19 protein-coding genes, 1 tRNA gene and 1 pseudogene are annotated in these 21,447 nt (G+C 63.1%); 9 read left to right on the forward strand and 12 right to left on the reverse strand.

Features of this window, described 5'->3' with window-relative positions:
- Window positions 1–67: 67 nt before the first annotated feature.
- Window positions 68–1,624, reverse strand: coding sequence for an ABC transporter substrate-binding protein (locus AB4118_RS08825; RefSeq protein ID WP_441489372.1), 1,557 nt, complete (start codon window positions 1,622–1,624; stop codon window positions 68–70).
- Window positions 1,625–1,853: 229 nt separating this feature from the next.
- Between AB4118_RS08825 and AB4118_RS08830 the strand changes: the two genes are divergently transcribed.
- Together AB4118_RS08830 and AB4118_RS08835 are read left to right on the forward strand one after the other, a co-directional pair.
- Window positions 1,854–2,657, forward strand: a complete 804-nt coding sequence (locus AB4118_RS08830) for an IclR family transcriptional regulator (RefSeq protein ID WP_441489373.1) — start codon at window positions 1,854–1,856, stop codon at window positions 2,655–2,657.
- Between the two features lie 289 nt (window positions 2,658–2,946).
- Window positions 2,947–3,381 (forward strand): NUDIX hydrolase, encoded by a 435-nt coding sequence (locus AB4118_RS08835; protein ID WP_441489374.1) that lies wholly within the window; start codon window positions 2,947–2,949, stop codon window positions 3,379–3,381.
- A gap of 56 nt (window positions 3,382–3,437) precedes the next feature.
- On the opposite strand, the pseudogene AB4118_RS08840 reads toward AB4118_RS08835, so the two are convergent.
- The 6 genes and pseudogenes from AB4118_RS08840 to AB4118_RS08865 form a co-directional block, all read right to left on the reverse strand.
- Window positions 3,438–4,450: pseudogene (locus tag AB4118_RS08840) on the reverse strand (inorganic phosphate transporter).
- 12 nt (window positions 4,451–4,462) lie between these two features.
- Complete coding sequence (locus AB4118_RS08845; protein ID WP_441489375.1) at window positions 4,463–5,107, reverse strand: DUF47 domain-containing protein; 645 nt, start codon at window positions 5,105–5,107, stop codon at window positions 4,463–4,465.
- Window positions 5,108–5,236: 129 nt separating this feature from the next.
- A tRNA-Ile gene (locus tag AB4118_RS08850) sits at window positions 5,237–5,312 on the reverse strand.
- A gap of 121 nt (window positions 5,313–5,433) precedes the next feature.
- Window positions 5,434–7,839: a methyl-accepting chemotaxis protein gene (locus AB4118_RS08855; RefSeq protein WP_441489376.1), complete on the reverse strand. Its 2,406-nt coding sequence runs from the start codon at window positions 7,837–7,839 to the stop codon at window positions 5,434–5,436.
- Between the two features lie 269 nt (window positions 7,840–8,108).
- Complete coding sequence (locus AB4118_RS08860) at window positions 8,109–9,467, reverse strand: TadE/TadG family type IV pilus assembly protein (protein WP_441489377.1); 1,359 nt, start codon at window positions 9,465–9,467, stop codon at window positions 8,109–8,111.
- A gap of 130 nt (window positions 9,468–9,597) precedes the next feature.
- Window positions 9,598–10,008: an acyl-CoA thioesterase gene (locus tag AB4118_RS08865; protein WP_441489378.1), complete on the reverse strand. Its 411-nt coding sequence runs from the start codon at window positions 10,006–10,008 to the stop codon at window positions 9,598–9,600.
- A 256-nt stretch (window positions 10,009–10,264) separates the two neighbouring features.
- Here AB4118_RS08865 and AB4118_RS08870 point away from each other — a divergent pair, with 256 nt between their 5' ends.
- Window positions 10,265–10,687: a VOC family protein gene (locus AB4118_RS08870; RefSeq protein ID WP_441489379.1), complete on the forward strand. Its 423-nt coding sequence runs from the start codon at window positions 10,265–10,267 to the stop codon at window positions 10,685–10,687.
- On the opposite strand, the gene AB4118_RS08875 is transcribed toward AB4118_RS08870, so the two are convergent.
- From AB4118_RS08875 to AB4118_RS08885, 3 genes are all read right to left on the reverse strand, one after another.
- Window positions 10,688–11,911, reverse strand: a complete 1,224-nt coding sequence (locus tag AB4118_RS08875) for an MFS transporter (protein WP_441489380.1) — start codon at window positions 11,909–11,911, stop codon at window positions 10,688–10,690. It abuts the gene before it with no gap.
- Between the two features lie 204 nt (window positions 11,912–12,115).
- Window positions 12,116–13,615: an aldehyde dehydrogenase family protein gene (locus tag AB4118_RS08880; protein ID WP_441489381.1), complete on the reverse strand. Its 1,500-nt coding sequence runs from the start codon at window positions 13,613–13,615 to the stop codon at window positions 12,116–12,118.
- Window positions 13,512–15,167 (reverse strand): acetolactate synthase large subunit, encoded by a 1,656-nt coding sequence (locus AB4118_RS08885; RefSeq protein WP_441489382.1) that lies wholly within the window; start codon window positions 15,165–15,167, stop codon window positions 13,512–13,514. The genes AB4118_RS08880 and AB4118_RS08885 overlap by 104 nt, the downstream gene beginning before the upstream one ends.
- 323 nt (window positions 15,168–15,490) lie before the next feature.
- On the opposite strand from AB4118_RS08885, the gene AB4118_RS08890 reads away from it, so the two are divergent.
- Genes AB4118_RS08890 through AB4118_RS08900 form a run of 3 tightly spaced genes read left to right on the forward strand, consistent with a single transcriptional unit; the run spans window position 15,491 to window position 17,375 of the window.
- Window positions 15,491–16,285, forward strand: coding sequence for a hypothetical protein (locus tag AB4118_RS08890; RefSeq protein ID WP_441489383.1), 795 nt, complete (start codon window positions 15,491–15,493; stop codon window positions 16,283–16,285).
- A gap of 50 nt (window positions 16,286–16,335) precedes the next feature.
- Window positions 16,336–17,118, forward strand: coding sequence for a 2-dehydropantoate 2-reductase (locus AB4118_RS08895; RefSeq protein WP_441489384.1), 783 nt, complete (start codon window positions 16,336–16,338; stop codon window positions 17,116–17,118).
- Complete coding sequence (locus tag AB4118_RS08900) at window positions 17,112–17,375, forward strand: ketopantoate reductase C-terminal domain-containing protein (protein ID WP_441489385.1); 264 nt, start codon at window positions 17,112–17,114, stop codon at window positions 17,373–17,375. The genes AB4118_RS08895 and AB4118_RS08900 overlap by 7 nt, the downstream gene beginning before the upstream one ends.
- Window positions 17,376–17,403: 28 nt before the next feature.
- Here AB4118_RS08900 and AB4118_RS08905 read toward each other — a convergent pair whose 3' ends face one another.
- Window positions 17,404–19,113 (reverse strand): putative bifunctional diguanylate cyclase/phosphodiesterase, encoded by a 1,710-nt coding sequence (locus tag AB4118_RS08905; RefSeq protein WP_441489386.1) that lies wholly within the window; start codon window positions 19,111–19,113, stop codon window positions 17,404–17,406.
- Between the two features lie 362 nt (window positions 19,114–19,475).
- Window positions 19,476–19,763 carry an HlyU family transcriptional regulator gene (locus AB4118_RS08910; protein WP_069879743.1) on the reverse strand — a complete coding sequence of 96 codons (288 nt, stop codon included), beginning with the start codon at window positions 19,761–19,763 and terminating at the stop codon, window positions 19,476–19,478.
- A gap of 205 nt (window positions 19,764–19,968) precedes the next feature.
- On the opposite strand from AB4118_RS08910, the gene AB4118_RS08915 reads away from it, so the two are divergent.
- From AB4118_RS08915 to AB4118_RS08925, 3 genes are all read left to right on the forward strand, one after another.
- Window positions 19,969–20,340 carry a hypothetical protein gene (locus tag AB4118_RS08915; RefSeq protein WP_441489387.1) on the forward strand — a complete coding sequence of 124 codons (372 nt, stop codon included), beginning with the start codon at window positions 19,969–19,971 and terminating at the stop codon, window positions 20,338–20,340.
- A complete protein-coding gene (locus tag AB4118_RS08920; RefSeq protein WP_441489388.1) occupies window positions 20,337–20,888 on the forward strand; it encodes a TetR/AcrR family transcriptional regulator in 552 nt (183 codons plus the stop codon). Before AB4118_RS08915 ends, AB4118_RS08920 begins: the two co-directional genes overlap by 4 nt.
- A 176-nt stretch (window positions 20,889–21,064) precedes the next feature.
- Window positions 21,065–21,382, forward strand: coding sequence for a hypothetical protein (locus AB4118_RS08925; protein ID WP_441489389.1), 318 nt, complete (start codon window positions 21,065–21,067; stop codon window positions 21,380–21,382).
- Window positions 21,383–21,447 lie beyond the last annotated feature (65 nt).

Genomic DNA, 21,447 nt, shown 5'->3' on the forward strand with positions numbered 1-21,447 from the left:
CGTCACAGAGTAGTGGCGTCATGTTGTCCCGGATCGCCGCGACGCGACGTCCGGGACGGCAATGGCCTCACTCCTTCCAGGCGTCGCGGAAACCGTCATCCACGCCAATGCCGGTGGTGACGAGGTTCTTGACGTTGCAGCGATAGATCGTCGGGAAGTCCATCTCGAGCAGCCAAAGTACCGGCAGCTCGTCTGCCAGCAGCTTCTGCACCTTGGTGTATAGCTCCTGGCGCTGCGCATCTGTCGGCGCAATGGCCGCCTCGGCGAAGAGCTTGTCGACCTCCGGGTTCGAATACCCACCGACATTGGCGAAGGGATTTCCCTTGGCGATGTTGCTCGAGATGTAGCTGCGCGCCACACCCATCGCCGGATCGCCAAGCTGGTAGAGGAAGTTGAAATTCAGGTCGAAGTCCCAGTTGCTGGCCTTCTGGGTCCAGCCGGGGACGTCCGTATTCTCGATCTGAACCTTGACCCCGACATCCTCCAGATTCTGCTTGATCGCCTCGGACCAGCGGCTCCAGGTCTCGCCATAGGGCAGGTTGAGCAACTTGATCGTCTCGCCCTTATAGCCGGACGCCTTGATCAGCTCCTTCGCCTTCGCCGGATCAAAAGCATATGTCGGCACGTCGGACGAGTAGAAGCGCGTCTTCGACGAGATCGGCCCTGTCGGCAGCTTGCCGAGCCCGCCCCAGACCACATCCTTCCCGAATTCGCGATCGATCGCGTACATCAGGCCCTGGCGGAATTGCTTGTTGCCGAGGATGCCGTTGCGCACATTCGGCGTTAGCCAGGCATGCGGGGCGAACATCTCCCAGCCCTTGGTCGTCATGCAGGTATTGGGCAGCTTCGAGAGCCGCGCCACGTCGTAGACATCGACGGAGCCCCCGGTCAGCACGTCGACCTTGCCGGTCTCGTACGCCACCGCGCGCGCCGCCGCATCCGGGATGATCTGCCAGTAGATCTCGTCGAGGTTCGGCTTGCCCTTCAGCCAATAGTTCTCGTTCTTGACGAGGTGGATATAGGAGCCCTTCTTCCACTCCTTCAGCTTGAACGGGCCGGTGCCGATTGGCGTGTTGTTCGCCGGATTCGCCCGATAATCCGTGCCGTCATAGATGTGTTTCGGGATCATCGGCGCCGAAGCGACTTCCTGGGTCATGATCATCGGGCCGAAGGGCTGCTTCAGTGTGATCTTGACCGTGAGATCGTCGACCTTCTCGATTTTCTCGACCTGAGCGTTGACGATCGGCCGCCAGCGCGGATGAACCTCGCGCAGGAACTTATCGAGGGTGAACACGACGTCGTCCGCCGTGAAAGGCTTGCCGTCATGCCAGGTCACGCCCTCCTGGAGCTTGAAGGTGTAGACCTTCGCGTCAGGAGAAATCTCCCAGCTCTTGGCGAGCGATGGCTGCGGATTGAGCTTCTCGTCGTAACGCAGCAGCGACTCGTAGATATTGCCGGCGACCATGTTGGTCGGGCCGTTCTGGTTCAGCCCCTGCATCAGCATCGGAGGCTCGGGCTGCACCACGACATGCACGGTGCCCCCCTTCTTCGGCTCCTGCGCGGTGGCTGCCCCGAGCGCGAGCACTGAAGCGGCAAGCGCCAGGCCAAGTCTCAATCCGGTCATCGTTGTTCTCCCGTTCCCCTGTGCCGGTTCCGGCAGCTGCGTGAGCGCACCGGGTACGGCCTCTCTTTTCGACTGGCATCGCGGCCTAGCGGGATCGCACCCGAACATGTGCCGATTAGCAAGCTCGGCGACATTGAAAGCCAGAGTCAAAATTCGTGTCAATGACTGACATGGCGTGTTATTAGACGACACGATGAAAGTTCAGGCTATTGGCGCTGCGAGAGGGCCTATGAACAGCGCAGGCGACAGCCGGACCGCGAAACTTCCGCCGGGCGTGCCGATCGTCAGGGCGCTCGACCGGGCCATTGCCCTGCTCCGCGCCTTCCGCCCCGAGCAACCGCGCCTCGGGCTGAGCGAGCTCGCTCGCCAGGTCGGACTCGACAAAGGCACCGCGCGGCGGCTGCTGCAGACATTGCAGCTCAACGAACTGGTCGAGCATGACGAACGCTCGCAGACCTATGCATTGGCGGTCGGGCTGATCGAACTCGGCAGCGCCGTCACGACCGGGCGCGAGCTTCGGGACGTGGCCGGCCCGTATCTGACCGAGATCGCCGAGAAAACCGGCGCGACCTCGTTCCTATGGGTTCATATCTCGGGCCGCGCACTCTGCGTGGACCGCGTGCGCGCCTCACTGCCGCATGTCGATGCGACATGGTTTGCGGTCGGTGCTCAGGCGCCGCTGAACTGCGGCGGCGGCCCACGGGTGATCCTGGCCTATCTCGACGAGGCGCAGCGGCGACAGGCACTGGCCCTGGAACTGCCAAAGCGCGCGCCGGCAAGCCAGACGGACCCCGACCTGCTCTGGCGCGAGGCTGATCGAATTCGCGCGCAAGGCTGGGAGCTGGCCGCCGACGACTTCTTCATCGGCTTGACGGGCGTCGGCGTACCGATCTTCGACCGCAGCGGCGCGCTTGCCGGCGCACTCAGCATCTCGTCGCTGACCTCGATCGTCGCACCTGAAGGGCGCCCAGCGCATCTCGATGCCTTGCAGGACGCTGCCATGCGCATCGGGGCGCGCCTTCTCCCCGCCTGATCGACGCCTGATCGACGCCTGCCTAAGCAGCAGGCTAGGGAAAGGCAGCTGATTCCTGTATGGGACGCAAGGCGCGCGACGAACCCGCCAATCGGCGAGCGCGCTTGCCGACTGGAGCCGACGCTCGGGCTCTCAAGGGCTTCGAGCGTTCATTTCGCTGCAATGAAGCATGGCCATCACCGCTGAGGCGGTCAATCCACGGCCTTGAAGGCGTTGGACGGCTATTCGATATTGATTTGCCGGCTTTCTAACATAGGTTCTGTTTACGGATGGGAGGGCACAGGTTTCGATGAAGAAGGCGAAGTCAGGATTGGGGAAGCCGCGCTCGCAGATCGCCGCGCTCCCCATCCGCCGATCGCCGACGGGGGAGCCGGAGCTTCTCCTGGTCACGACACGCACGACACGGCGATGGATCGTTCCCAAGGGCTGGCCCATCAAGGGCAAGAAGAACCATGAGGCTGCGGCGATCGAAGCGCGCGAAGAAGCCGGCGTGATCGGCAAGGCCCACAAGAAGCCCGCGGGGCGCTACATCTATTGGAAGCGGATGAGCGACCACTTCGTTCTCTGCAAGGTGGCGCTCTATATTCTTGACGTCGAGCGTCGGCTTGAAAAATGGGCCGAGCACAATCAGCGGCTTTCGCACTGGTTCACGCTTGAAGATGCTGCCGAGATTGTCGACGAGCCCGGCCTGAAGGCTGCGATCCGCGCGCTGAAGTTGAATTGACCGACGCCGCGGGTTGCGCAGACTCAGCGCCCCTCGGCGGCGCCTCCTGATCCCGGTCACCGCCCGGTCAGGAACAGGCCGGAGACAAAATAGGCGATAGCCGAGATCAGTCCTGCCATCGGCATCGTCACGATCCAGGCGAAGACGATGCCGCGAGCCACCCCCCATCGCACGGCCGTCACGCGCCGGGCGGCGCCGACACCGATGATCGCGCCTGTGATCGTATGCGTCGTCGAGACGGGGATGCCGAGATAGGTCGCCATGAACAGCGTGATCGCGCCACCCGTCTCCGCGCAGAAACCTTGCTGGGGTGAAAGCCGGGTGATCTTCGAGCCCATGGTGTGAACGATCCGCCAACCTCCACAGAGCGTGCCGAATGCCATGGCCGCCTGGCAGGAGATGACGACCCAGAACGGCACCGAGAACGTCTCGCCCATCATGCCATGCGAGAACAGCAGCACCGCAATGATGCCCATCGTCTTCTGCGCATCATTCGCCCCGTGTCCGAGCGAGTAGAGCGAAGCCGAAACGAACTGCAGCAGCCGGAAGGTGCTGTCGACCTTGATAGGGGCCACGCGCAGGAACACCCAGGAGACGATCAGGACGAGGACCAGCGCCAGGGCGAAGCCGATGGCCGGAGACATGAAAATCGCGACGAAGGTCTTGCCGAGCCCCCACCAGACGATCGACGAGAAGCCAGCCTTGCTCAGCCCGGCCCGACCAGTCCGCCGATCAGTGCATGCGACGAACTCGACGGAATGCCTGCAATCCACGTGACGACATTCCAGACGATGGCGCCGGTCAGGGCACCGAAGATGACACGGTCATCGACGATGGCGGTCTGGACAATGCCGGACCCGACGGTCTCGGCGACATGCAGGCCGAAGAACAGGAACGCGATGAAATTGAAGAAGGCAGCCCAGAACACCGCCCAGCGCGGCGCCAGAACCCTGGTCGAGACGATGGTCGCGATCGAATTGGCCGCATCGTGAAGTCCGTTCAGGAAATCGAACAGAAGCGCGACAGCGATCAGGAAGACCAGGGCAAAGGCGACGCTTGAGAAATCCACCGGGTCAACCGCCTAGAGATGTTCGAGGACGATACGGCTGACGCGCTTGGCGACATCCTCGAAACGGTCCACCACCTTCTCGAGATGATCGTAGATCTCTGCGCCGACGATGAAACCCATCGTGTCCGAGGTCTGGTGCGCCTTGAACAACGCCTTCAGGCCCTGGTCGTGCAGTTCGTCGGATCGCTCCTCGATGGCCCGGATATCCTTGGCGAGTGCGCCGATCGAAATCGCATGTTTCTTGATGTCGCGCAGCATCGGCAGCAGCACGACGACGCGCTCGGACGCCTGGACGATGACCGCCCCGAGTTCCTTCATGCAGGGCTCGAAGCTCGTAACCTCGAACAGCGTGATCGCCTTTACGGTCTTCTGCATCTGGTCGATGGCATCGTCCATCGAACCGATCAGCTCCTCGATATCGCCACGGTCGAAGGGCGTGATGAAGGTGCGGCCGACTTCCAGCATCACCTCCGCGGCGATCTCGTCAGCGCGATTTTCCTGGAAAAGCACCTCGGTGCAACCTGCCTCCACCGGGGTTTCGCCCCTGAGCAGGCCGTTCAGGGCCGCGGCACCTGCTACCAATGTCCTGGAATGGCTCTCGAACAGGTCGAAGAACTTGGGCTCCTTGGGCAGGAGCTTCTGAAACCAGCCGAGCATCGGCGCCTCGTTATGTCATCGATCCGTCACAATCGCGATAGGCGGTTGGTATATCGCTGTAAAGCGGCATGCGCGATCGCACGGGGCCTAATCCCGAGGGCGGCCGTCGCTAGGTGATTGAGAGGGAAATGGTGGGCCGGGCCGGATTCGAACCGGCACCGGCGCTGTTATGAGCAGCGAGCTCTAACCGTTGAGCTACCGGCCCACTCTTCGCCTAACACCCTCGCCTTCTGTCCCGCAAGACCCCAGCACGGCCCGAAAACGGAAACGGCCCCACTGCGTCTCGCGAGCGGGGCCGTTGCCAGGGTGGATGAAGGGGGCAGCGCTCAGGCCGCCCGGGCGACCGACGTCCCGCCGTGCCCGGCGACGTGCCCCTCGCGGAACTGGAAGCGCCCGATATGCTCGGTCAGCGCGCGGGTCTGCTCATCCGTCAGCGCGAGCGCGGCGTTCGTCTCCTCGACCAGCGCAGCATTCTGATGCGCCATCGTGCCGATGCCGTCGATCTCGTTGTTGATGGCGGAAACGTCGCTTGCCTGGCTCCGCGCCGTTTGCGAGATGCCGTTCATCAGTCCGGAGAGATCGTTGACCGAGGACACAATGCTCTCGAACATCGCCGAGGTCTCCTCGACGAGGCCGACACCGACTGCGACATCGCCATGCGCGGCCTCGACCAGGCGCTTGACGTCATTCGAGGCATCCGCCGAACGCTTGGCGAGACTGCGCACCTCGGCCGCGACCACCGCGAAACCGCGACCGCTGTCGCCGGCGCGCGCCGCCTCCACTGCCGCATTGAGCGCCAGCAGGTTGGTCTGGAAGGCGATCTCGTCGATCATCGAGATGACTTCCGAGATCTTGTCCGACGACGCGCGGATGCGGCGCATCGCGTCCAGCGCCGAGGCGACAACCTTTTCGCCCTGCTGGGCACGCTGCTCGGCGCTCTCGGCCATGCCCATGGCCTGCGAGGCCTCGTCGGCCGTCTTCTTCACGGTGCCCGCGAAGGCGCCGAGCTGATTGGTCGCCATCGAGACAGCGTTGCTTTCTTCCGTCGTACGCTCGGCGAGGTCGGTGACCCCGTCGAGAATCTCGCTGGTCGCACTGCGCACGGCCGAAACCGTATCCGAAAGACGCGCGAGCGTGCTTTCGAACTCTTCGGCGAGGCCGTTGGCGCCGTCCTTGAGCTCGGCGAAAGCGCCGTGATAGCTGCCCTCGACCCGGGTCGAGAGCTGGCCAGCCGACAGTTCGGCCAGCACTTCGCAGGTTTCCGAGAGCCCAGCCTGGACGGTTTCGAGCAGGGCATTGACGGAACCCGCAAGCGCGTTGAGCTCCGCATCGGCGAAGCTTGCCGAGACGCGGCGGCTGAAGTCGCCGGCGGCCGCGGCCTCGACCACCTGGCCGAAGGCTTCCCCCAGCTCCTGCATCATCTCACGACGGCGCTGCTGCGCCAGGGCCTCGTCCTCGATCTTCGCAGCTTCGGCGGCTCGCAGCGCCAAGGCATTGTCGCGGAACAGCAGCACGCTGCGCGCAATGTCCGAGATCTCGTCATTGCCCTTGGTCTCGACGGTTGCGTCCAGCTGCCCATCGGCAATGGCCCGTGTCGCCGTCCACAGCTTGTTGAGACGGCCGACGATCATCGGGCGGACATAGAAGAGCGAGAGCGCCAGCGCGACGAGCAGCGAGCCGAGGCCGATTGCGCCGAGCCACCACTTGCTGTCCTCGATCAGGTTGCCGGTCGACGTGCCCGCGGAATGCGCCTCGTCACGAGCCGCCTTGACCAGCGTCTCGACCTCGCGGCGCACCACTTCAGCCGCGCGATTGAGGTCCGACAGGCCGGCGCGGATTGCGCCCTGAGTCACGATGTCGCGGTCGCGCACATCGAAAAGGCCGCTGCTTCCTTCGGCGACGTTGAGGATCGCATTGACCGAGCGCACGCGGCCCTGGTTCGGCACGATCTTCTCAGCGTCGGCGAGGCCGGTGCGGACAAGCTTGGCAATGGCCTGGAAGCGTTCGCGCGCGGTTCCAAGCTGCGAGCTGTCGCTGATCTGGGCGATCTCGCGCAGGATGCCGCCGAGCTCGCTGACATCGGCCTGTAGGCTTCTGGCCAGGTCGAAGGCCGTGAAATCGCGGCCGGCGAGCGATTTCAGAGCCGAGGTCAGCTCGTCGCCCGACAGATTGGCCGCATTCTCGATGCCATAGGCAAGATTGAACTTCGCCTCTTCAGCCTCGGTTCCGACAGCCCTGACGAAGTCCTCTCGGGCCTTTCCCAGGGTCTCGATCGCGATCTGCGCCTCGCTGGAGTTGCGCAACCGCTGCCCCGTCAGATCGTTCAGATCGTTGATCTGCCGTGAAAGTTCGTCGATCGCCTTCTGGGCCTTTGCCTTGTCCTGCCCGCGATCGGAGATCTTGCGCAGCAGTTCGAACTGCTTGGCTTCAATGAGATCGAGCTCTCCCGTCAGCTCGGACCGCTCCTTGGCATTCTGGACTTCGCTGAAACGCGCGGCGAGTGCCGTGGATTTCGTCGCCGCCTGCGAGAGCTCGAGCGCCAGCTCGACCACCGGCATCTTGTTCTCGATCATGTCGTTGACCGTCTGGTTCACCCGGCCATAGGAAAACCAGGCGACCGCGGATGCGACGATCGTCAGTACGGTCAGAATGCCGAGCGCGGCATAGATGCGCGCGGCAATGCCGACGCGCAGCGGCGTGCGCTGCCGCGTGGGCTTCTTGACCTTCTTCATAGTCGTTCTCCGGGATGCATGCAGCGCGCGACGGCGGGGCCTCAGGAAGGAAACCGCGACGCAGACAGCGGGGCTCGGCAGGAGCCTCGTTGATCAGGCATGAACAGTTCCCCAGCTCTCTTTAGGTCAGCCCTTAGAGTTAGGCTTCTTGAGCCCTAGGATCGGGGACATGCGCTTAAAAAACGCTTAAGTGAGCGCCCTGTTCTGAATCGCCCGATGGAACGGGCGATTCAGAAATCGTTAAGCAGTTCGCCCGCGCCGAGGAAAACTCAACGCGCAATGCGCAGCGAGTTGATTTCCTGCCCGATTGCACGAAAGGCGTCCTTCAAGGTGGTGCCGCTCGACGGGAAATAGACATGCTTGGTGCTGGTGGCGCAATCGGTCAGCATCTTGTTGGCGGTAGCATCGGAACCGACACCCAAGCCTACGGTATAGACGATCACGCCGGCCGTTTTCATATTTTCGCAGAGTTTGGTTGCTTGGCTCACAGAACTGCCGTTGGAGGCATTGGCATTGATCTTCTCTGCATCGGAGCCACTCCCTGTGCCTGCATCCTTCGCAATAACTCCGTTGTAATAGGGCGTGTTAAAGGCTCCGTCCGTCATCAGGACGACAACCTTCAGCAACTCGCGCGTGCCGTAATCAGCCGGCTTGCTGGCCCCCGACCACAGGCCGCCGAAATTCGGAGAGACCATATACCAGGCCCAGGCCAGCCCAATGTGCCCCGCCGTGGATCCCTCGGCGACGTAGCTGTCAATCTTGCCCTTCAGGATCGTTCGGTCCGACGAGAGCGGCAGAATTGTACTGCCCAGACACGAATTTCCAGATCCGGGATAATTTCGGCCCAGCAAAGCTACAGATGGAGAGGCGTCAGTATACGCATACCCTCCGGACCTCTCTGTAACACACGTGCTAATCCTTTGAGACGTAAGTTTATTGTCAGAATATCGCCTGAATTCGTAATAATCAGAGCCAGGAGTCGTCGAAGTCCCCGCCTTGTAACTCCCTCTAACTTGAGTCGCATAGGAACCAACATTCACGGCCATGGAGTAAGGAACCAGAGCCACCTTCGAGTAATAGGGCGTTTGCTGATCCTTTACGACGAGATCGATCAAATCCTTAGCCGCGCTCTTGAGATCGATGAGGTCTTGCCCCTTCATCGACCCGGTCACGTCGAGTGCCAGACCAACTTCAATGCTGTTCGATGACCGCACCACTTCGGCCTTGGCCCCGACGGGAATGTTCTCTTTCCCCAACAGCGCCATGATTGAAACAGGAACCGTCGCTTCCGCCGTAGCTATTACGCGCTGCTGCGCGTCCATTCGAAAATTCGCAGATGTCAGTTTGCCGTATTTTGCGTTGTCCATATTCGCGCGCAGCATCGCCATGCCGAGTCGCTGAATTTCGGCCCCGCTCGTCGCATCGGAGCGGGCGATATACAGAGCGGCGGAATCCAGACCCGTCTGGAGGGCGAGTCTGGTCGTCGAGGCACGATTATAGTCGATAAGCGCAAAAGTCAGGCCAATCAGCACCGGCGCGGTCAGGCCGAACATGATCAAAACGCCACCGTCCTCACGATGGACGAGCTTCTTGAGCGCGGCGTAAAGGCGGTTCGAGCGAAGCGACATGATGGTGGGCCCCAGAGTTTGAGGGAGCAAACCATCCCCACCTGTCACAAGCGTTAATTGTTTCGGGCGACCTCACGGAGCAGTGAAGAATCCATTAGCGCAATCGCCATTTCTTGCACCGATCAGGCGCTCATGCCCCCGAAAGCGGCGGTACCGGCCGCGGACGCCCCTCCTCGTCGATCGCGACGAAGGTGAAGGTCGCATCGGTGACCTTCTCGTGCAGGGTCGTCCGAAAGCGCTTCGCCCAGGCCTCGACGTGGATCTTCATCGAGGTCCGGCCAACGGATTCGACTTGGGTGTAGACGCTGAGGACATCGCCGACCTTGACCGGGCGGATGAAAGTCATGGCTTCGACCGCGATCGTCACCACCCTGCCCTGTGCACGATCGACGCCGGCTATTCCACCGGCCGAATCCATCCGAGACATCACCCAGCCGCCGAAGATGTCGCCATTGGCATTGGTATCGGCCGGCATGGCGATGGTGCGAACCGTCAAATCGCCCAACGGCTCCTCGTCCGGCTTTAGGCCTGGCTCGATCATCTCTGCTCCCTTCCTCTCCGACATGGAGGGAATGGAGCACATGACGCAGCATCGGCGCCAGCGCGAAGCCTGTGGCAATCCCCACGAACGGCCTCGAGACAATTGCGCAGGAGCCCGCGAAGCCCCTTCCGGCATCGCCCTTGAGAAGGGAAGACCAGCCGCTGCTGGAGAGGCTCCCTGCGGCGCTGACGATCCATGGATCGTAGAGACATCGGTCCTCGCTCCTGCGCTATGATCAGTCGTTGAGGAGGACGCCATGACGAGGCCACCGGCCATGATTTGCATTTCGCTGCGCTATGCGGATGCTTCGCGCATGTATGACTGGCTGATCGAGGCCCTCGGCTTCGAGAAGCACGCCGCCTATTACTCGGACGACGGCAAGACGCTGCTCCATGGCGAGCTTCGCATGGGCGAGAGCTTCGTGATGCTCGGCTCTGCCTACAACAATCCCTTCGGCAAGCTGGTTTCACGCCCGGCTGAGCTCGGTGGCACCACAGCCTCGCCCTATATCGCAACCGACGATATCGATGCCCGGTGCGAGCGCGCCCGCAAGGCCGGTGCCGACATCTGCATGGAACCGACCGACCAGCCCTATCGCAGCCGCGACTTCATCTGCAAGGATCCGGAGGGGCATGTCTGGTGCTTCGGCACCTATCGGCCGGGACCGATGGCGGGGTGATCAGGCTGGCTGCAGCCGCGGCCTTGCCCGGAGCATCAGCCAGGAGACCAAGGCGAGATTGATCAGGTTCCAGGCCAGCCCGTTCAGGAAGGCAACCCTGTAGGAGGCAAAGAGGTCGTAGATCAGCCCGGAGATATAGCCGCCGAAGGCCATGCCTAGAATCGTCGCCGACATCACGATGCCGATCCGCACCCCGGCCTCCTTGGCCGGCAGGTATTCGCGGATGATCACCGCATACATCGGCACGATCCCGCCCTGGAACAGGCCAAAGATGCCGGTGACGATGTAGAGCGAGGTCAGCCCGTCGAAAAAGAGGTAGAGGAAGAGCGCAACACCCTGCATCACAGAGCCAAGCGCCAGGGTTGCCGCTCCGCCGATCCTGTCGGAGACGAAGCCGGAACCGATGCGGCTGACGATGCCGAGCAGCAGCATCAACGAGAGCATTTCGGCGCCACGCGCGACGCCGTAGCCAAGGTCGCCGCAATAGGCGACGATATGGACCTGCGGCATCGCCATTGCGACGCAGCAGGCGAAGCCGGCGACCGAAAGCAGCAATTGCAGCTGGTTCGCTGAAAGACCGAGATCGCCGCGAGCCCCGGCACTCGAAGCCTCGGCCGCTGCCAGCGTTTCGGCGGCCGGGCGCCTGCGGAAGAACAGGGAAAGCGGCACAAGCACGACCAGCGCCGTCAGGCCAATGCCGATATGCGTGGCGCGCCAGCCATGGTTCTGCAATCCCCAGGTGATCACCTGCGGCCAGATCACGCCCGCGAGATAGCTGCCGGATGCGCCGAAGACCACGGCGAGCCCGCGATGCTTGCGGAACCAGTGCGAGAGATCGGCGATCAGAGGCGAGAACCCCGCAGCGCCGCCGATCCCGATCAGCAGGCCGTGGGCGAGCGCGAATTGCCAGAGCGTGCCGGCAAGACCCGCAAGCACATAGCCCGCACCGAGGAAGACCCCACCCATCACGATCGGAACGACGATGCCGTAACGATCGGCGATCCGGCCCATCAGGATATTGCCGACGCCGAAACCGAGCATGACGGCGGTGTAGGGCAGCGAAGCGCCCGCCCGCGCTGTGCCGAACTCAGCCTGAACGGAGGGAAGCACGACGACCACCGACCAGGTGCCGACGCAGGCGACGGTGCCGACGAGCAGCGCCATCGCCAGCCGCAGCCAGGCATAGGAGGAATCAGGCGCGTAGCGCTCGTGCTGGAGAGACATGTTTCCTCGCCGGCCGATTTCGCAGAACGGCTCTCTTATGACGCGGCGATGATTAGGCACCGCGAACCCACGCGGCAAGCGCTCCGGCCGCAGTGGGGCACGGCGTCCGCAGCACGACGCGGCAGTTCTGGCATCCAAAAGGCAGACGGCGCGCGGGGTGCCTATCCCTCGGCCCGCGAGACCTCGGTTCGCCCGCGGACCAGGCTACGGACGCCGCATCATGATCAATTTCTCCTGCGCCATCTCACGCATGGTGAAGGGAATGCCGCCAATGCCGTAGCCGGACTCGCGCCGGCCCGCGAAAGGCATCCAGTCGGTCCGGAAGGCGGTCGGGTCGTTGATCATCACCGCGGAAGCATCGAGGCGGTCGGCAGCCCGCATCGCGACATCGATATCCTGCGCGAAGACGCTGGCCTGGAACGCGACCGGGAGCGAATTCGCCTGTGCGATCGCGTCATCGAGCCGCCGGTAGCGATAGACGCAGGTCACAGGCCCGAAGACCTCTTCGCGCGAGACCTTTGCCTCAGTGGACGGGTCAAGCAGCACGCTCGGTTGCAGGGTCGTTTCCGAGATGCGGCCGCCGCCGACTGCGAGCTTCGCCCCACCGCTCACGGCCTCCTCGACCCACGAGGCGATCCGGTCGGCCTCGCGGGGATGGATCAGCGGCCCGACTTCGGTATCGGCAAGCGTCGGATCCCCGACACGCAGCTTCGCAACCCGCGCGATCAAGCGTTCGGTGAATGCCGCAGCGATGTCTTCATGCACGAAGATGCGCTGCGTCGACACGCAGACCTGCCCTGCATGATAGTAGCCGCCCTTGACGATCGGCTCGATGACACGGTCGAGATCGGCGCTGCGATCGACGATCGCAGGTGCCGCTCCGCCATGCTCCAGCGCCGAGCGTGCGCCATGGGCAAGCTTGCTGTGCAGATACCAGCCGACCTTCGCCGAGCCGATGAAGCTCAGGAAACCGATGCGCCGGTCTATCGCCAATTTCTCGGCAAGCGCATTGCTCTCAGGAATGAAGCTCTGGCACCAGGCCTCCGGCAAGCCGGCTTCGTGAACGAGAGCCACGAAGTCGCGGCAGGAAAGCGGCGTCGGGCCGGCCGGCTTGATGATCACCGGACAGCCGACGGCGATCGCCGGAGCGACCTGATGCACGATCAGGTTCAGCGGATGGTTGAAGGCCGAGATCGCGGCGACGATCCCGATCGGCTCCTTGGTGGTGAAGGCCCAGCGGCCCGCTCCCGCCGCCGAGAGGCCCAGCGGAATCTCGCGCCCGGCAAAATTCCGCAGCTCGTCGGCGGCATTGTGCACGCCGTCGATTGCGCGGGTGGTTTCGACGATGGCGTCCGGCAGCGGCTTGCCACCCTCGCGCGCGATCTGCATGGCAAAATGATCGCGTCGGGCCTCCATGAGACCGGCCAGTCGCCGTAGAATGGCGATGCGCTCATAGGGCTTCAGCCAGCCATCCCGATCCCGGAACACACGTTCGGCCGACTGCAGCTTGGCTTCGAGCGCAGCAGCGTCATCGGTCTCGATCTCAGTGATAGGAGCGCGGTCAAAGGCTTGAACAACCTGCAGCATCGTCCCTCTCCCGTCAGGCCAGCTCGATATCGGGCGTACGGTTGCGCAACTCGTCCACCAGAACGCGCGTGTTCTCGGAATAGTCGATCGGCACCTCGACGAGATGAACACCGCCACCCGCGAATGCGGCTTCCAGCGTTGGAGCAAGATCCTCCGCTGCGGCGACGCGAGACCCCTTGGCACCATAGGCTTCGGCATAACGGACGAAATCCGGATTGCCGAAGGTCAGGCCGAAATCCGGGAAATTATCGACCGCCTGCTTCCAGCGGATCATGCCATAGGCATTGTCGTTGAGGATGACGACGACGAGATTGAGGCCGAGCCGGACGGCGGTTTCCATCTCCTGCGAGTTCATCATGAAGCCGCCATCGCCGCAGACGGCCACGACGCGGCGTTCAGGATACAGCATCGCCGCCATCATCGCGGAGGGCAGCCCTGCCCCCATCGTTGCGAGCGCATTGTCGAGCAGCAGCGTATTGGCGACATGGGTGCGGTAGTTTCGGGCGAACCAGATCTTGTACATGCCGTTGTCGAGGCAGACGATGCCATCCTCCGGCATCACCTGGCGTACGTCATGGACGATGCGCTGGGGCGTGATCGGAAAGCGGTCCTCATCGGCACGGTCATTGATCCGCGCCAGGATCCTTTGGCGCAGATCGAGCAGCGACACATCGGGTTCAAGCTTGCCGCCGAGCCGTTCGGCAAGCTGCGTCACGGTCGCGCCGATATCGCCGATCACCTCGGCGTCGGGGTGGTAGACCTGCTCCACATTGGCGGATTGATAGCCGATATGGATCACCTTCGGACCGCCAGCGCTCTGCATCAGGAAGGGCGGTTTCTCGACCGTGTCGTGACCGATCGAGATGATCAGGTCGGCCCGGTTCACGGCCTCATGGACATAGTCTCGTTCGGAGAGGGCAGCGGTCCCCATATAGAGGTTCGAGCCGCCGGTGACGGCGCCCTTGCCCATCTGGGTGTTGAAGAAGGGCAGCCTTGTACGCCGCACAAAGGCCGAGAGTGCCTCGACGAGACGCGGCCGGTTGCCGGCAGCACCGATCATGACCAGCGGCCTCTTTGCCGCCAGGATCATCTCGGCCGCGCGGTCGAGCGCCGCGGTCTGCGCAACCGGCCGCTCGAGCGGATGAACCGGGATGACGGGGATGTCGTCGATCTCCTCGGCAGCGACATCCTCGGGCAACTCGAGATGCACCGGCCCCGGCCGTTCTTCCATCGCGACGCGGAAGGCGTCGCGCACAGCAGCCGGAATGCTGGCGGCGCTGACGATCTGCCGTGTCATCTTGGTCAGCGGCTTCATCGAGGCGACGACATCGACGATCTGGAAACGCGCCTGCTTGGCGGTCATGATCGCCTTCTGGCCGGTGATCATGATCATCGGCATGGCACCGAGATGGGCATAGGCCGCGCCGGTCGAAAAGTTCAGGGCACCCGGTCCGAGCGTCGCGATGCAGACCCCCGGTCGGCCCGTCAGCCGACCATGCGTCGCCGCCATGAAGGCTGCAGCCTGCTCATGCCGCGTCAGGACGAGCTTGATACCGGAATTGCGGAGGGACTCGACGACATCGAGATTTTCCTCGCCCGGCACACCGAAGATGCAGTCGACGCCCTCATTCTCGAGCGCCGCTACCAGGAGATCGGACCCCTTCTTCATCACTCGCTGCCTTTCACAAGAGCACTGCCCCGGGGGCAGAGGCTAGAGCGCCGCAGCGCGAAGGGAAAGCGTCATCGGCCACGCTGCCTCGGTATTCGTCGCGAGGACATCCCTTGCCAGGAGAGCCAACCGGCGCACCGGCAGTCGCCCCTCGTCTGCTCATGCCCAAAGATCAGATGCCGAATAGCATCGGCGGCGCGCAATTCCGGTGCACGGAAACGATCGGGCAAACGCGCAGGCTTGGCAGGGGTTGCCGCAGCGTCTCTAGGATAGCCACGCCCACTTTCCGATTCGCTGGCCTGGCCTACCCCGGAGAACTGACAATGAACCGGGGACTTTTGCTCGCCCTGATGGCAGCGAGCGCGCCGATCGCGATCGCCACTGCAAGCGCGCAGGATGCCGAGGAGCTCTCGAAACAGCTGCAGAACCCGGTCGCGAGCATGATCAGCGTACCGATCCAAAGCAATTTCCAGTTCCGTGGCGGGCCTGATCGGGATGGCTTTTCGTCGACCAGCAACATCCAGCCGGTCATCCCTGTGTCGCTGAACCAGGACTGGAACCTGATCGTCAGGACAATCCTGCCCGTCATACACCGTGAAAGTTACGGCCCGGCCGATGGTGTGGGCCTCGGCGACACCACCCAGAGCTTCTTCTTCACGCCGAAGAACCCGAAGAACGGCTTCGTCTGGGGTATCGGGCCGGCCTTCATGTGGCCGACGGCAACAAGTGACCGCTTCGGCTCGGGCAAATGGGGAGCGGGGCCGACCGCCCTGATGCTGGTTCAGGACGGAGCATGGACGGTCGGCGGGCTGGCCAATCATATCTGGTCCTATGCCGGCCCCGAAGGACGCAAGGATGTCAGCGCGACGTTCCTGCAGCCCTTCCTTTCTTACAGCCTCGGCCGGGGCCTCAGCCTCTCCCTCAATACGGAAGCAAGTTACGACTGGATCGCCCGGCAATGGACGGTTCCGATCAATGTCGGCGTCGGCCAGGTGTTCAAGCTCGGCAATCAGGCGATGAGCGCCGGACTAGGCTTCCAGTACTATGCGGTCAGACCTACCGAAGGGCCGCGCTGGGGCGTTCGTGCCACGCTGACCTTCCTCCTCCCGGAGAAATAGGAGCGAAACGCGCGGGCGTCCGGCTTGCTGCGGACGGAGGCGTTGGGCCCATGGCGGGGATCTGCATATACGGCGCCGGTTCGGTCGGCTGTTATATCGGCGGGCGGCTGCTCGCGGCTGGCGCCGATATCAGCTTCGTCGGGCGTGAGCGCGTCGCCTCCGAGATTCGCCGGCATGGCCTTGCACTGTCGCATTACCAGGGTGGACGCTGGCAGCTCCCGCCATCGACCATCGACTTCTCGACCGATGCCGGGGCTCCAAAGGCAGCTGGACTGGTACTGGTGACCGTGAAGTCGGCTTCGACACGTGCTGCCGCTGCCGAACTCGCAACGATTCTCTGCCCCAAGACCATCGTCATCAGCTTCCAGAACGGCCTGGGCCATGCCGACCGTCTGCGTAACGCCTTGCCAGGCCGAACTGTGCTGGAGGGCATCGTCCCGTTCAATGTGGTGATGTCGGGGCCAGGCACCTTCCATCAGGCGTCGCAAGGCGCGCTTGCGGTCAAGGCGCATGCGGAGCTTGATCCCTATCTCGCAGCCTTCACAGCCGCCGGGCTGCCGCTCAGCCAGTACCCGGACATCGTGCCGGTTCAATGGGCAAAACTGCTGTTCAATCTCAACAACGCGATCAACGCACTCGCCAACGTCCCGCTGAAGGAAGAACTGTCGCGACGCGCCTACCGGCGCTGCCTTGCGCTGGCCCAAGCGGAGGCCCTCGCCCTGCTGGAACGCTCAGGCATTCGTCCGGCCCGGCTGACGCCATTGCCAGCTGGCTTCCGCGGCTGCTCGATGCGCCTGACTGGGTATTTGCAAGGCTGGCGAGCAAGATGCTGACGATCGCCCCGGTCGCGCGCTCCTCGATGGCGGATGATCTTGCAGCTGGCCGCCCGACCGAGATCGACTGGATCAACGGCGAGGTGCTGCGCCTGGGCGAGCAGCATGGAACACGCGCGCCAGTGAACGAGCGGCTGCATGCATTGGTGCAGGCGGCCGAGAGGAGCACCACGCGCCCGCACTGGTCCGGAGAAGCCTTGTTTGCGGAACTGCGGCAGGCGGCCGGCACGCACGAACAGCGGGCCGTACGGCGATAGCCGCCCCCGGATAAGCAGGCGATGCCGCTCAGGCGCCGCCAGTCAACGGGGCATAGGCCGCGGCATCCAGTGGCCGGCCGAGCAGATAACCCTGCGTTGAGTCGCAACCCTCGCAGATCAGGAAGTCGAGCTGTTCGGGTGTTTCGACGCCTTCCGCCACCACCTCGATGCCCAGGGCATGCCCAAGCTGGATGATGGCGCGGGTGATCGCAACGGCTTCGAGCGTGACGCCGAGCGTTGCGACGAAGCTGCGGTCGATCTTCAGCGTCGTCAGAGGAAAGCGATGAAGATACGACAGCGACGAATAGCCGGTGCCGAAATCATCGAGCGCGATCCGCACCCCAAGTGCGCGCAGGCGCGACAGGGTTGCCATGGCGCGGTCGGCATCGGTGACCATCACCCCTTCGGTGATCTCGAGTTCCAGCCGCTCCGGATCGAGGCCGGTCTCCCTCAGCACCTCCTCCACGAGGCCGGGCAGCGCGTCAGCCGCGAATTCGAGCGGCGAGATGTTGACGGAGATCCTGAGGGGCTCTTTCCAGCGCACCGCTTCGCGGCAGGCGGCGCGAAGGACGTGAGCCCCAAGCGCGGCGATAAGGCCGCCCTCTTCCGCTGCTGGGATGAACAACGAGGGTGAGACGACGCCACGTGAAGGATGGCGCCAGCGTGCCAATGCCTCGAACCCGACGACGCTGCCATCCGCCCGGAACTGCGGCTGATAATGCAACAGGATCGCCCCGGTCTCGATGGCCTGGCGCAGATGAGCGCGCAGGTCGAGACGTTCGCGCTCGCGCTCCTGCTCGGCAAAGTCAAACATCCGGACGCGGCTGCGCCCTTCGGTCTTGGCGAGACGCAAGGCCGCATTGGCGGCGTCGAGCAATCCGGTTTCGCTGTCGCTGTCCTCGGGGAAGCGGGCGCAGCCCATGCTGACGCTCACCGCGTGACGGGCCGTTCCGTTGATGAAATCCGCTTCCAGGGCAAAGCGCACCTGTTCGGCCTGCAAGAGGCCATGCTCTCCACCCGGGGAGTGTCGCGACACCAGGACGAATTCGTCGCTGCCGATTCGCGCCGCGAAGCTGCCCTCGATCGATCCCAGACGCCTGGCGAGTTCGATCAGGAGGCTGTCCCCAGTTACCTGGCCATACTCCTCGTTGAAACACTTGAAGCGGTCGGGATCGATCCGCATCACAAGGAAGCTCTCGCCTTCATGCTTCGCGCGTTCCATGCGCTCGGCCAGATACGAGCGAAGGGCGAAACGGTTCGGGAGCCCCGTCAGGGCGTCGTTGCGGGATAGATGGGCGATCTTCTTCTCGGCATACTTTCGCTCGCTGATGTCGACCAGCAGATTGAAGCCACCGACGAGCCTGCCGCTGGCATCGAAGAGCGGCGTCGGAAATGGCATGAAAGGGATGCAGCTCCCATCCGGCCGCTCGGCCTGCGCCTCGACGCCCCGGATGGGCCGGCCCTCGCGCAGCGCAATCGCCATCGGGCACTGGTCATGCGGCAGATGCTCACCGTCCTTGGTCAGCAAGCGGTGGGAGATGCACCAGGAATCCGCGCCAATGCGCGGTTCGCGGCCGGCAAACTCGGCAGCAGCGCGATTGAAGTAGGTCAGGCGCCCATCGGCATCCGTGACATAAACAGCAGCGGGAAGCTGATCGAGGACGCTCGCAAGCCAGGCGTTATCTGCAGCGCGAGAGCCTAGCAGCGGCATTACAGCAACAAGGGGCGCGAGATCCACGTCGCTCCCGGCGAAAGTCGCAAGCCCGGATATCACGGCGCCCGCTGCGTTTGCGAGGCGTGATCAAGAGGTTCTGGGTCGGCAGCTGCTCGATGCATCGAGAATTCCGTGTCGCCTCATTCTGTGGTCACTGAGCGATGACAGCACGGAGATGCCAATAAAATATTAAGCCCCCGATCAATTGGGATGGAGAAAACCTGACATACAGAACTAAATAGACCAAAATATCCAAATTTGAGAGTCTATTACGGCGGATTACATCACATAATCTCAAATCTATACGAATGCCATAAGAAAAAAGTTAGATAAAAAGCAAGAATGTCGCAAAGTAAGGAGCAATAATCCTCGGGACAGTGGAAATTCTATTTGAAAATGGCTTCACCCTGCTCATCGATGAGCTGCTGCCCCTTCAGCAAGGTAAAGTCGGCGGCCTCCGCCACACCAGGGAAACGATCCGCCCGCACGAAGCGATGCGTCTTCAGGTCACCACCGACATCCTTCTCGATGACGCCGCAAAGCTGATACTGCCCGCCCTCCTGGTAAGGCGTGGCGTGAATCGTGAAGCCTCTGTGCTCCAAGGTCTTGAGCGGTCCAGGGGCCGGTTTCTCGGCCTTCTCACCAAGGCCGAACAGGGATTTCAGGAATGACATGGGGCCTCCATCGCGATCTCGATCTCTATAGGGCAGAAACAGCCCGAGAGGGAGCCAGCCTCGTGCATCTTCACATATATTGAGCGACGCGGGCGCTCCTCAGCGATTGTACAACTCGCCATCGCACGCGTCCCCTTGCCTCCTTGCCACACATGACGTTTAATACCATACTGTATGGTATTAAACGAACATCGAGTGCACTCGGATGAATGGTTGGTTCCTGGGCGCTGCAGCGATCGCAGTCTTGACCTGCGTGATCCATGTCTGGCTCGGTGGGCGCGAAGTTGCCCAGCCGCTCCTAGCCTCCGGCGGGTTGGGCAAGGTGCCCAAATTCACCAATTACTATTGCTGGCACCTGGTCACGATCGTGCTGGCGGGGCTCGCGCTCGCTTTCGGCCTCGTTGCCTGGCACGCAGGCAGCCGCGACCTTGGGGCATTTGCGACAGGGTGCGCTGGACTCTTCGCCCTCTGGAGCCTGGCCATGATCCGGCGCTTCCGGCTGAGGCCCACTCATTTCCCGCAATGGGCCCTGTTCATTCCCATGGCCGCCTGCGGCGCACTGGGGTTGTGGTGGTGAAGGCGGCCGCCCGCCGTTTCTCGCGGAAGGATTGGCTCGACCTCGGCCTCGAGGCGCTTGCGGAAGCCGGCCCTGCCGGCGTGACGATCGAAGCGCTCTGCGGACGCGGCGGCAAGACCAAGGGCTCATTCTACGCGCATTTCGTGACGAGCGAGGCCTATCTCAGCGCACTCGCGGGGCATTGGCGCGAGGCTTACACCCGCCGGCTCGTCGAAGCCGCCGATACCGGCGAACAGCCCGACGCGAGGCTCTCCCTCCTCGACCAGATGGCTCTGCGCCTCGACAGCCGCGTCGAGCAAGGCATGCGCCGGCTTGCCGCCAACGACACCGCTGTGATGCGCGTTTGCACCGAGGTGGACCGCGAACGCATCGCCTATCTCGCCGGACTGCACCGGGCTTCCGGACGCTTCGATGACAAGAATGCGCTCGCTCTCGCTCGTCTCGAATACGCAGCCTTCATCGGCTTCCAGCAGATCGACACAGGCGCCGGCAACGCGGGCGCGGCCGAGAGTTATCGGCTGCTCCTCAAGCTCACCGGCAGGACCTGACCACCGCATGGTGAAGGGCCGGACCTTGACCTCACCGTTCAGTGATCCCCCCATCGACTTTCGGCGTTTCTTGAAAGCAGGCAACCCGGATCCCACGTTTTAAGGGTTCAGGGCGACCGTCGTGCCCCTTGACGCCAGGTTCATCTCTCGCGGCGCCTCTGAATAGGGAGGTGGCCATGAGACGGATCAGGACGCTGTTGTCCCTGCTGCTCGCACTCGCCACACTGAGTTACGCGGGTACTGCGCAAGCACAGGCGCCGCGAGGGCCGCCTTGCGCAGCGCGAAGCGAAGTCGTCGGACATCTGCGCGACATTTACGGCGAACACCTTGTCGGCAACGGCCTCGCCGAGGGCGGCTATATGCTTGAGCTCTTTACGGGCCCGGCCGGCAGTTGGACCGTTTTTGCGACCACGCCCGAAGGCATGAGCTGCCTGATTTCGGCAGGCAACTCATGGGAGCCGCTGCCAAGGCCCGACATCTTCGCCGGCCGCTGAATCGGAAGGGGAATGTGGTGCTTGGCAGGAGGCCAGGCAGCGGTTAGAAGGCCGCATCGCTCCAG

Source organism: Allobosea sp. 2RAB26 (assembly GCF_052115465.1).
Lineage (GTDB): Bacteria > Pseudomonadota > Alphaproteobacteria > Rhizobiales > Beijerinckiaceae > Allobosea.

What these genes read in the sequence shown, in the direction of transcription:
- AB4118_RS08825 (WP_441489372.1), bottom strand. Translation starts at nt 1,624, where the DNA reads ATGACCGGATTGAGACTTGGCCTGGCGCTTGCCGCTTCAGTGCTCGCG.
- AB4118_RS08830 (WP_441489373.1), top strand. Translation starts at nt 1,854, where the DNA reads ATGAACAGCGCAGGCGACAGCCGGACCGCGAAACTTCCGCCGGGCGTG.
- AB4118_RS08835 (WP_441489374.1), top strand. Translation starts at nt 2,947, where the DNA reads ATGAAGAAGGCGAAGTCAGGATTGGGGAAGCCGCGCTCGCAGATCGCC.
- AB4118_RS08845 (WP_441489375.1), bottom strand. Translation starts at nt 5,107, where the DNA reads ATGCTCGGCTGGTTTCAGAAGCTCCTGCCCAAGGAGCCCAAGTTCTTC.
- AB4118_RS08855 (WP_441489376.1), bottom strand. Translation starts at nt 7,839, where the DNA reads ATGAAGAAGGTCAAGAAGCCCACGCGGCAGCGCACGCCGCTGCGCGTC.
- AB4118_RS08860 (WP_441489377.1), bottom strand. Translation starts at nt 9,467, where the DNA reads ATGTCGCTTCGCTCGAACCGCCTTTACGCCGCGCTCAAGAAGCTCGTC.
- AB4118_RS08865 (WP_441489378.1), bottom strand. Translation starts at nt 10,008, where the DNA reads ATGATCGAGCCAGGCCTAAAGCCGGACGAGGAGCCGTTGGGCGATTTG.
- AB4118_RS08870 (WP_441489379.1), top strand. Translation starts at nt 10,265, where the DNA reads ATGACGAGGCCACCGGCCATGATTTGCATTTCGCTGCGCTATGCGGAT.
- AB4118_RS08875 (WP_441489380.1), bottom strand. Translation starts at nt 11,911, where the DNA reads ATGTCTCTCCAGCACGAGCGCTACGCGCCTGATTCCTCCTATGCCTGG.
- AB4118_RS08885 (WP_441489382.1), bottom strand. Translation starts at nt 15,167, where the DNA reads ATGAAGAAGGGGTCCGATCTCCTGGTAGCGGCGCTCGAGAATGAGGGC.
- AB4118_RS08890 (WP_441489383.1), top strand. Translation starts at nt 15,491, where the DNA reads ATGAACCGGGGACTTTTGCTCGCCCTGATGGCAGCGAGCGCGCCGATC.
- AB4118_RS08895 (WP_441489384.1), top strand. Translation starts at nt 16,336, where the DNA reads ATGGCGGGGATCTGCATATACGGCGCCGGTTCGGTCGGCTGTTATATC.
- AB4118_RS08900 (WP_441489385.1), top strand. Translation starts at nt 17,112, where the DNA reads ATGCTGACGATCGCCCCGGTCGCGCGCTCCTCGATGGCGGATGATCTT.
- AB4118_RS08910 (WP_069879743.1), bottom strand. Translation starts at nt 19,763, where the DNA reads ATGTCATTCCTGAAATCCCTGTTCGGCCTTGGTGAGAAGGCCGAGAAA.
- AB4118_RS08915 (WP_441489387.1), top strand. Translation starts at nt 19,969, where the DNA reads ATGAATGGTTGGTTCCTGGGCGCTGCAGCGATCGCAGTCTTGACCTGC.
- AB4118_RS08925 (WP_441489389.1), top strand. Translation starts at nt 21,065, where the DNA reads ATGAGACGGATCAGGACGCTGTTGTCCCTGCTGCTCGCACTCGCCACA.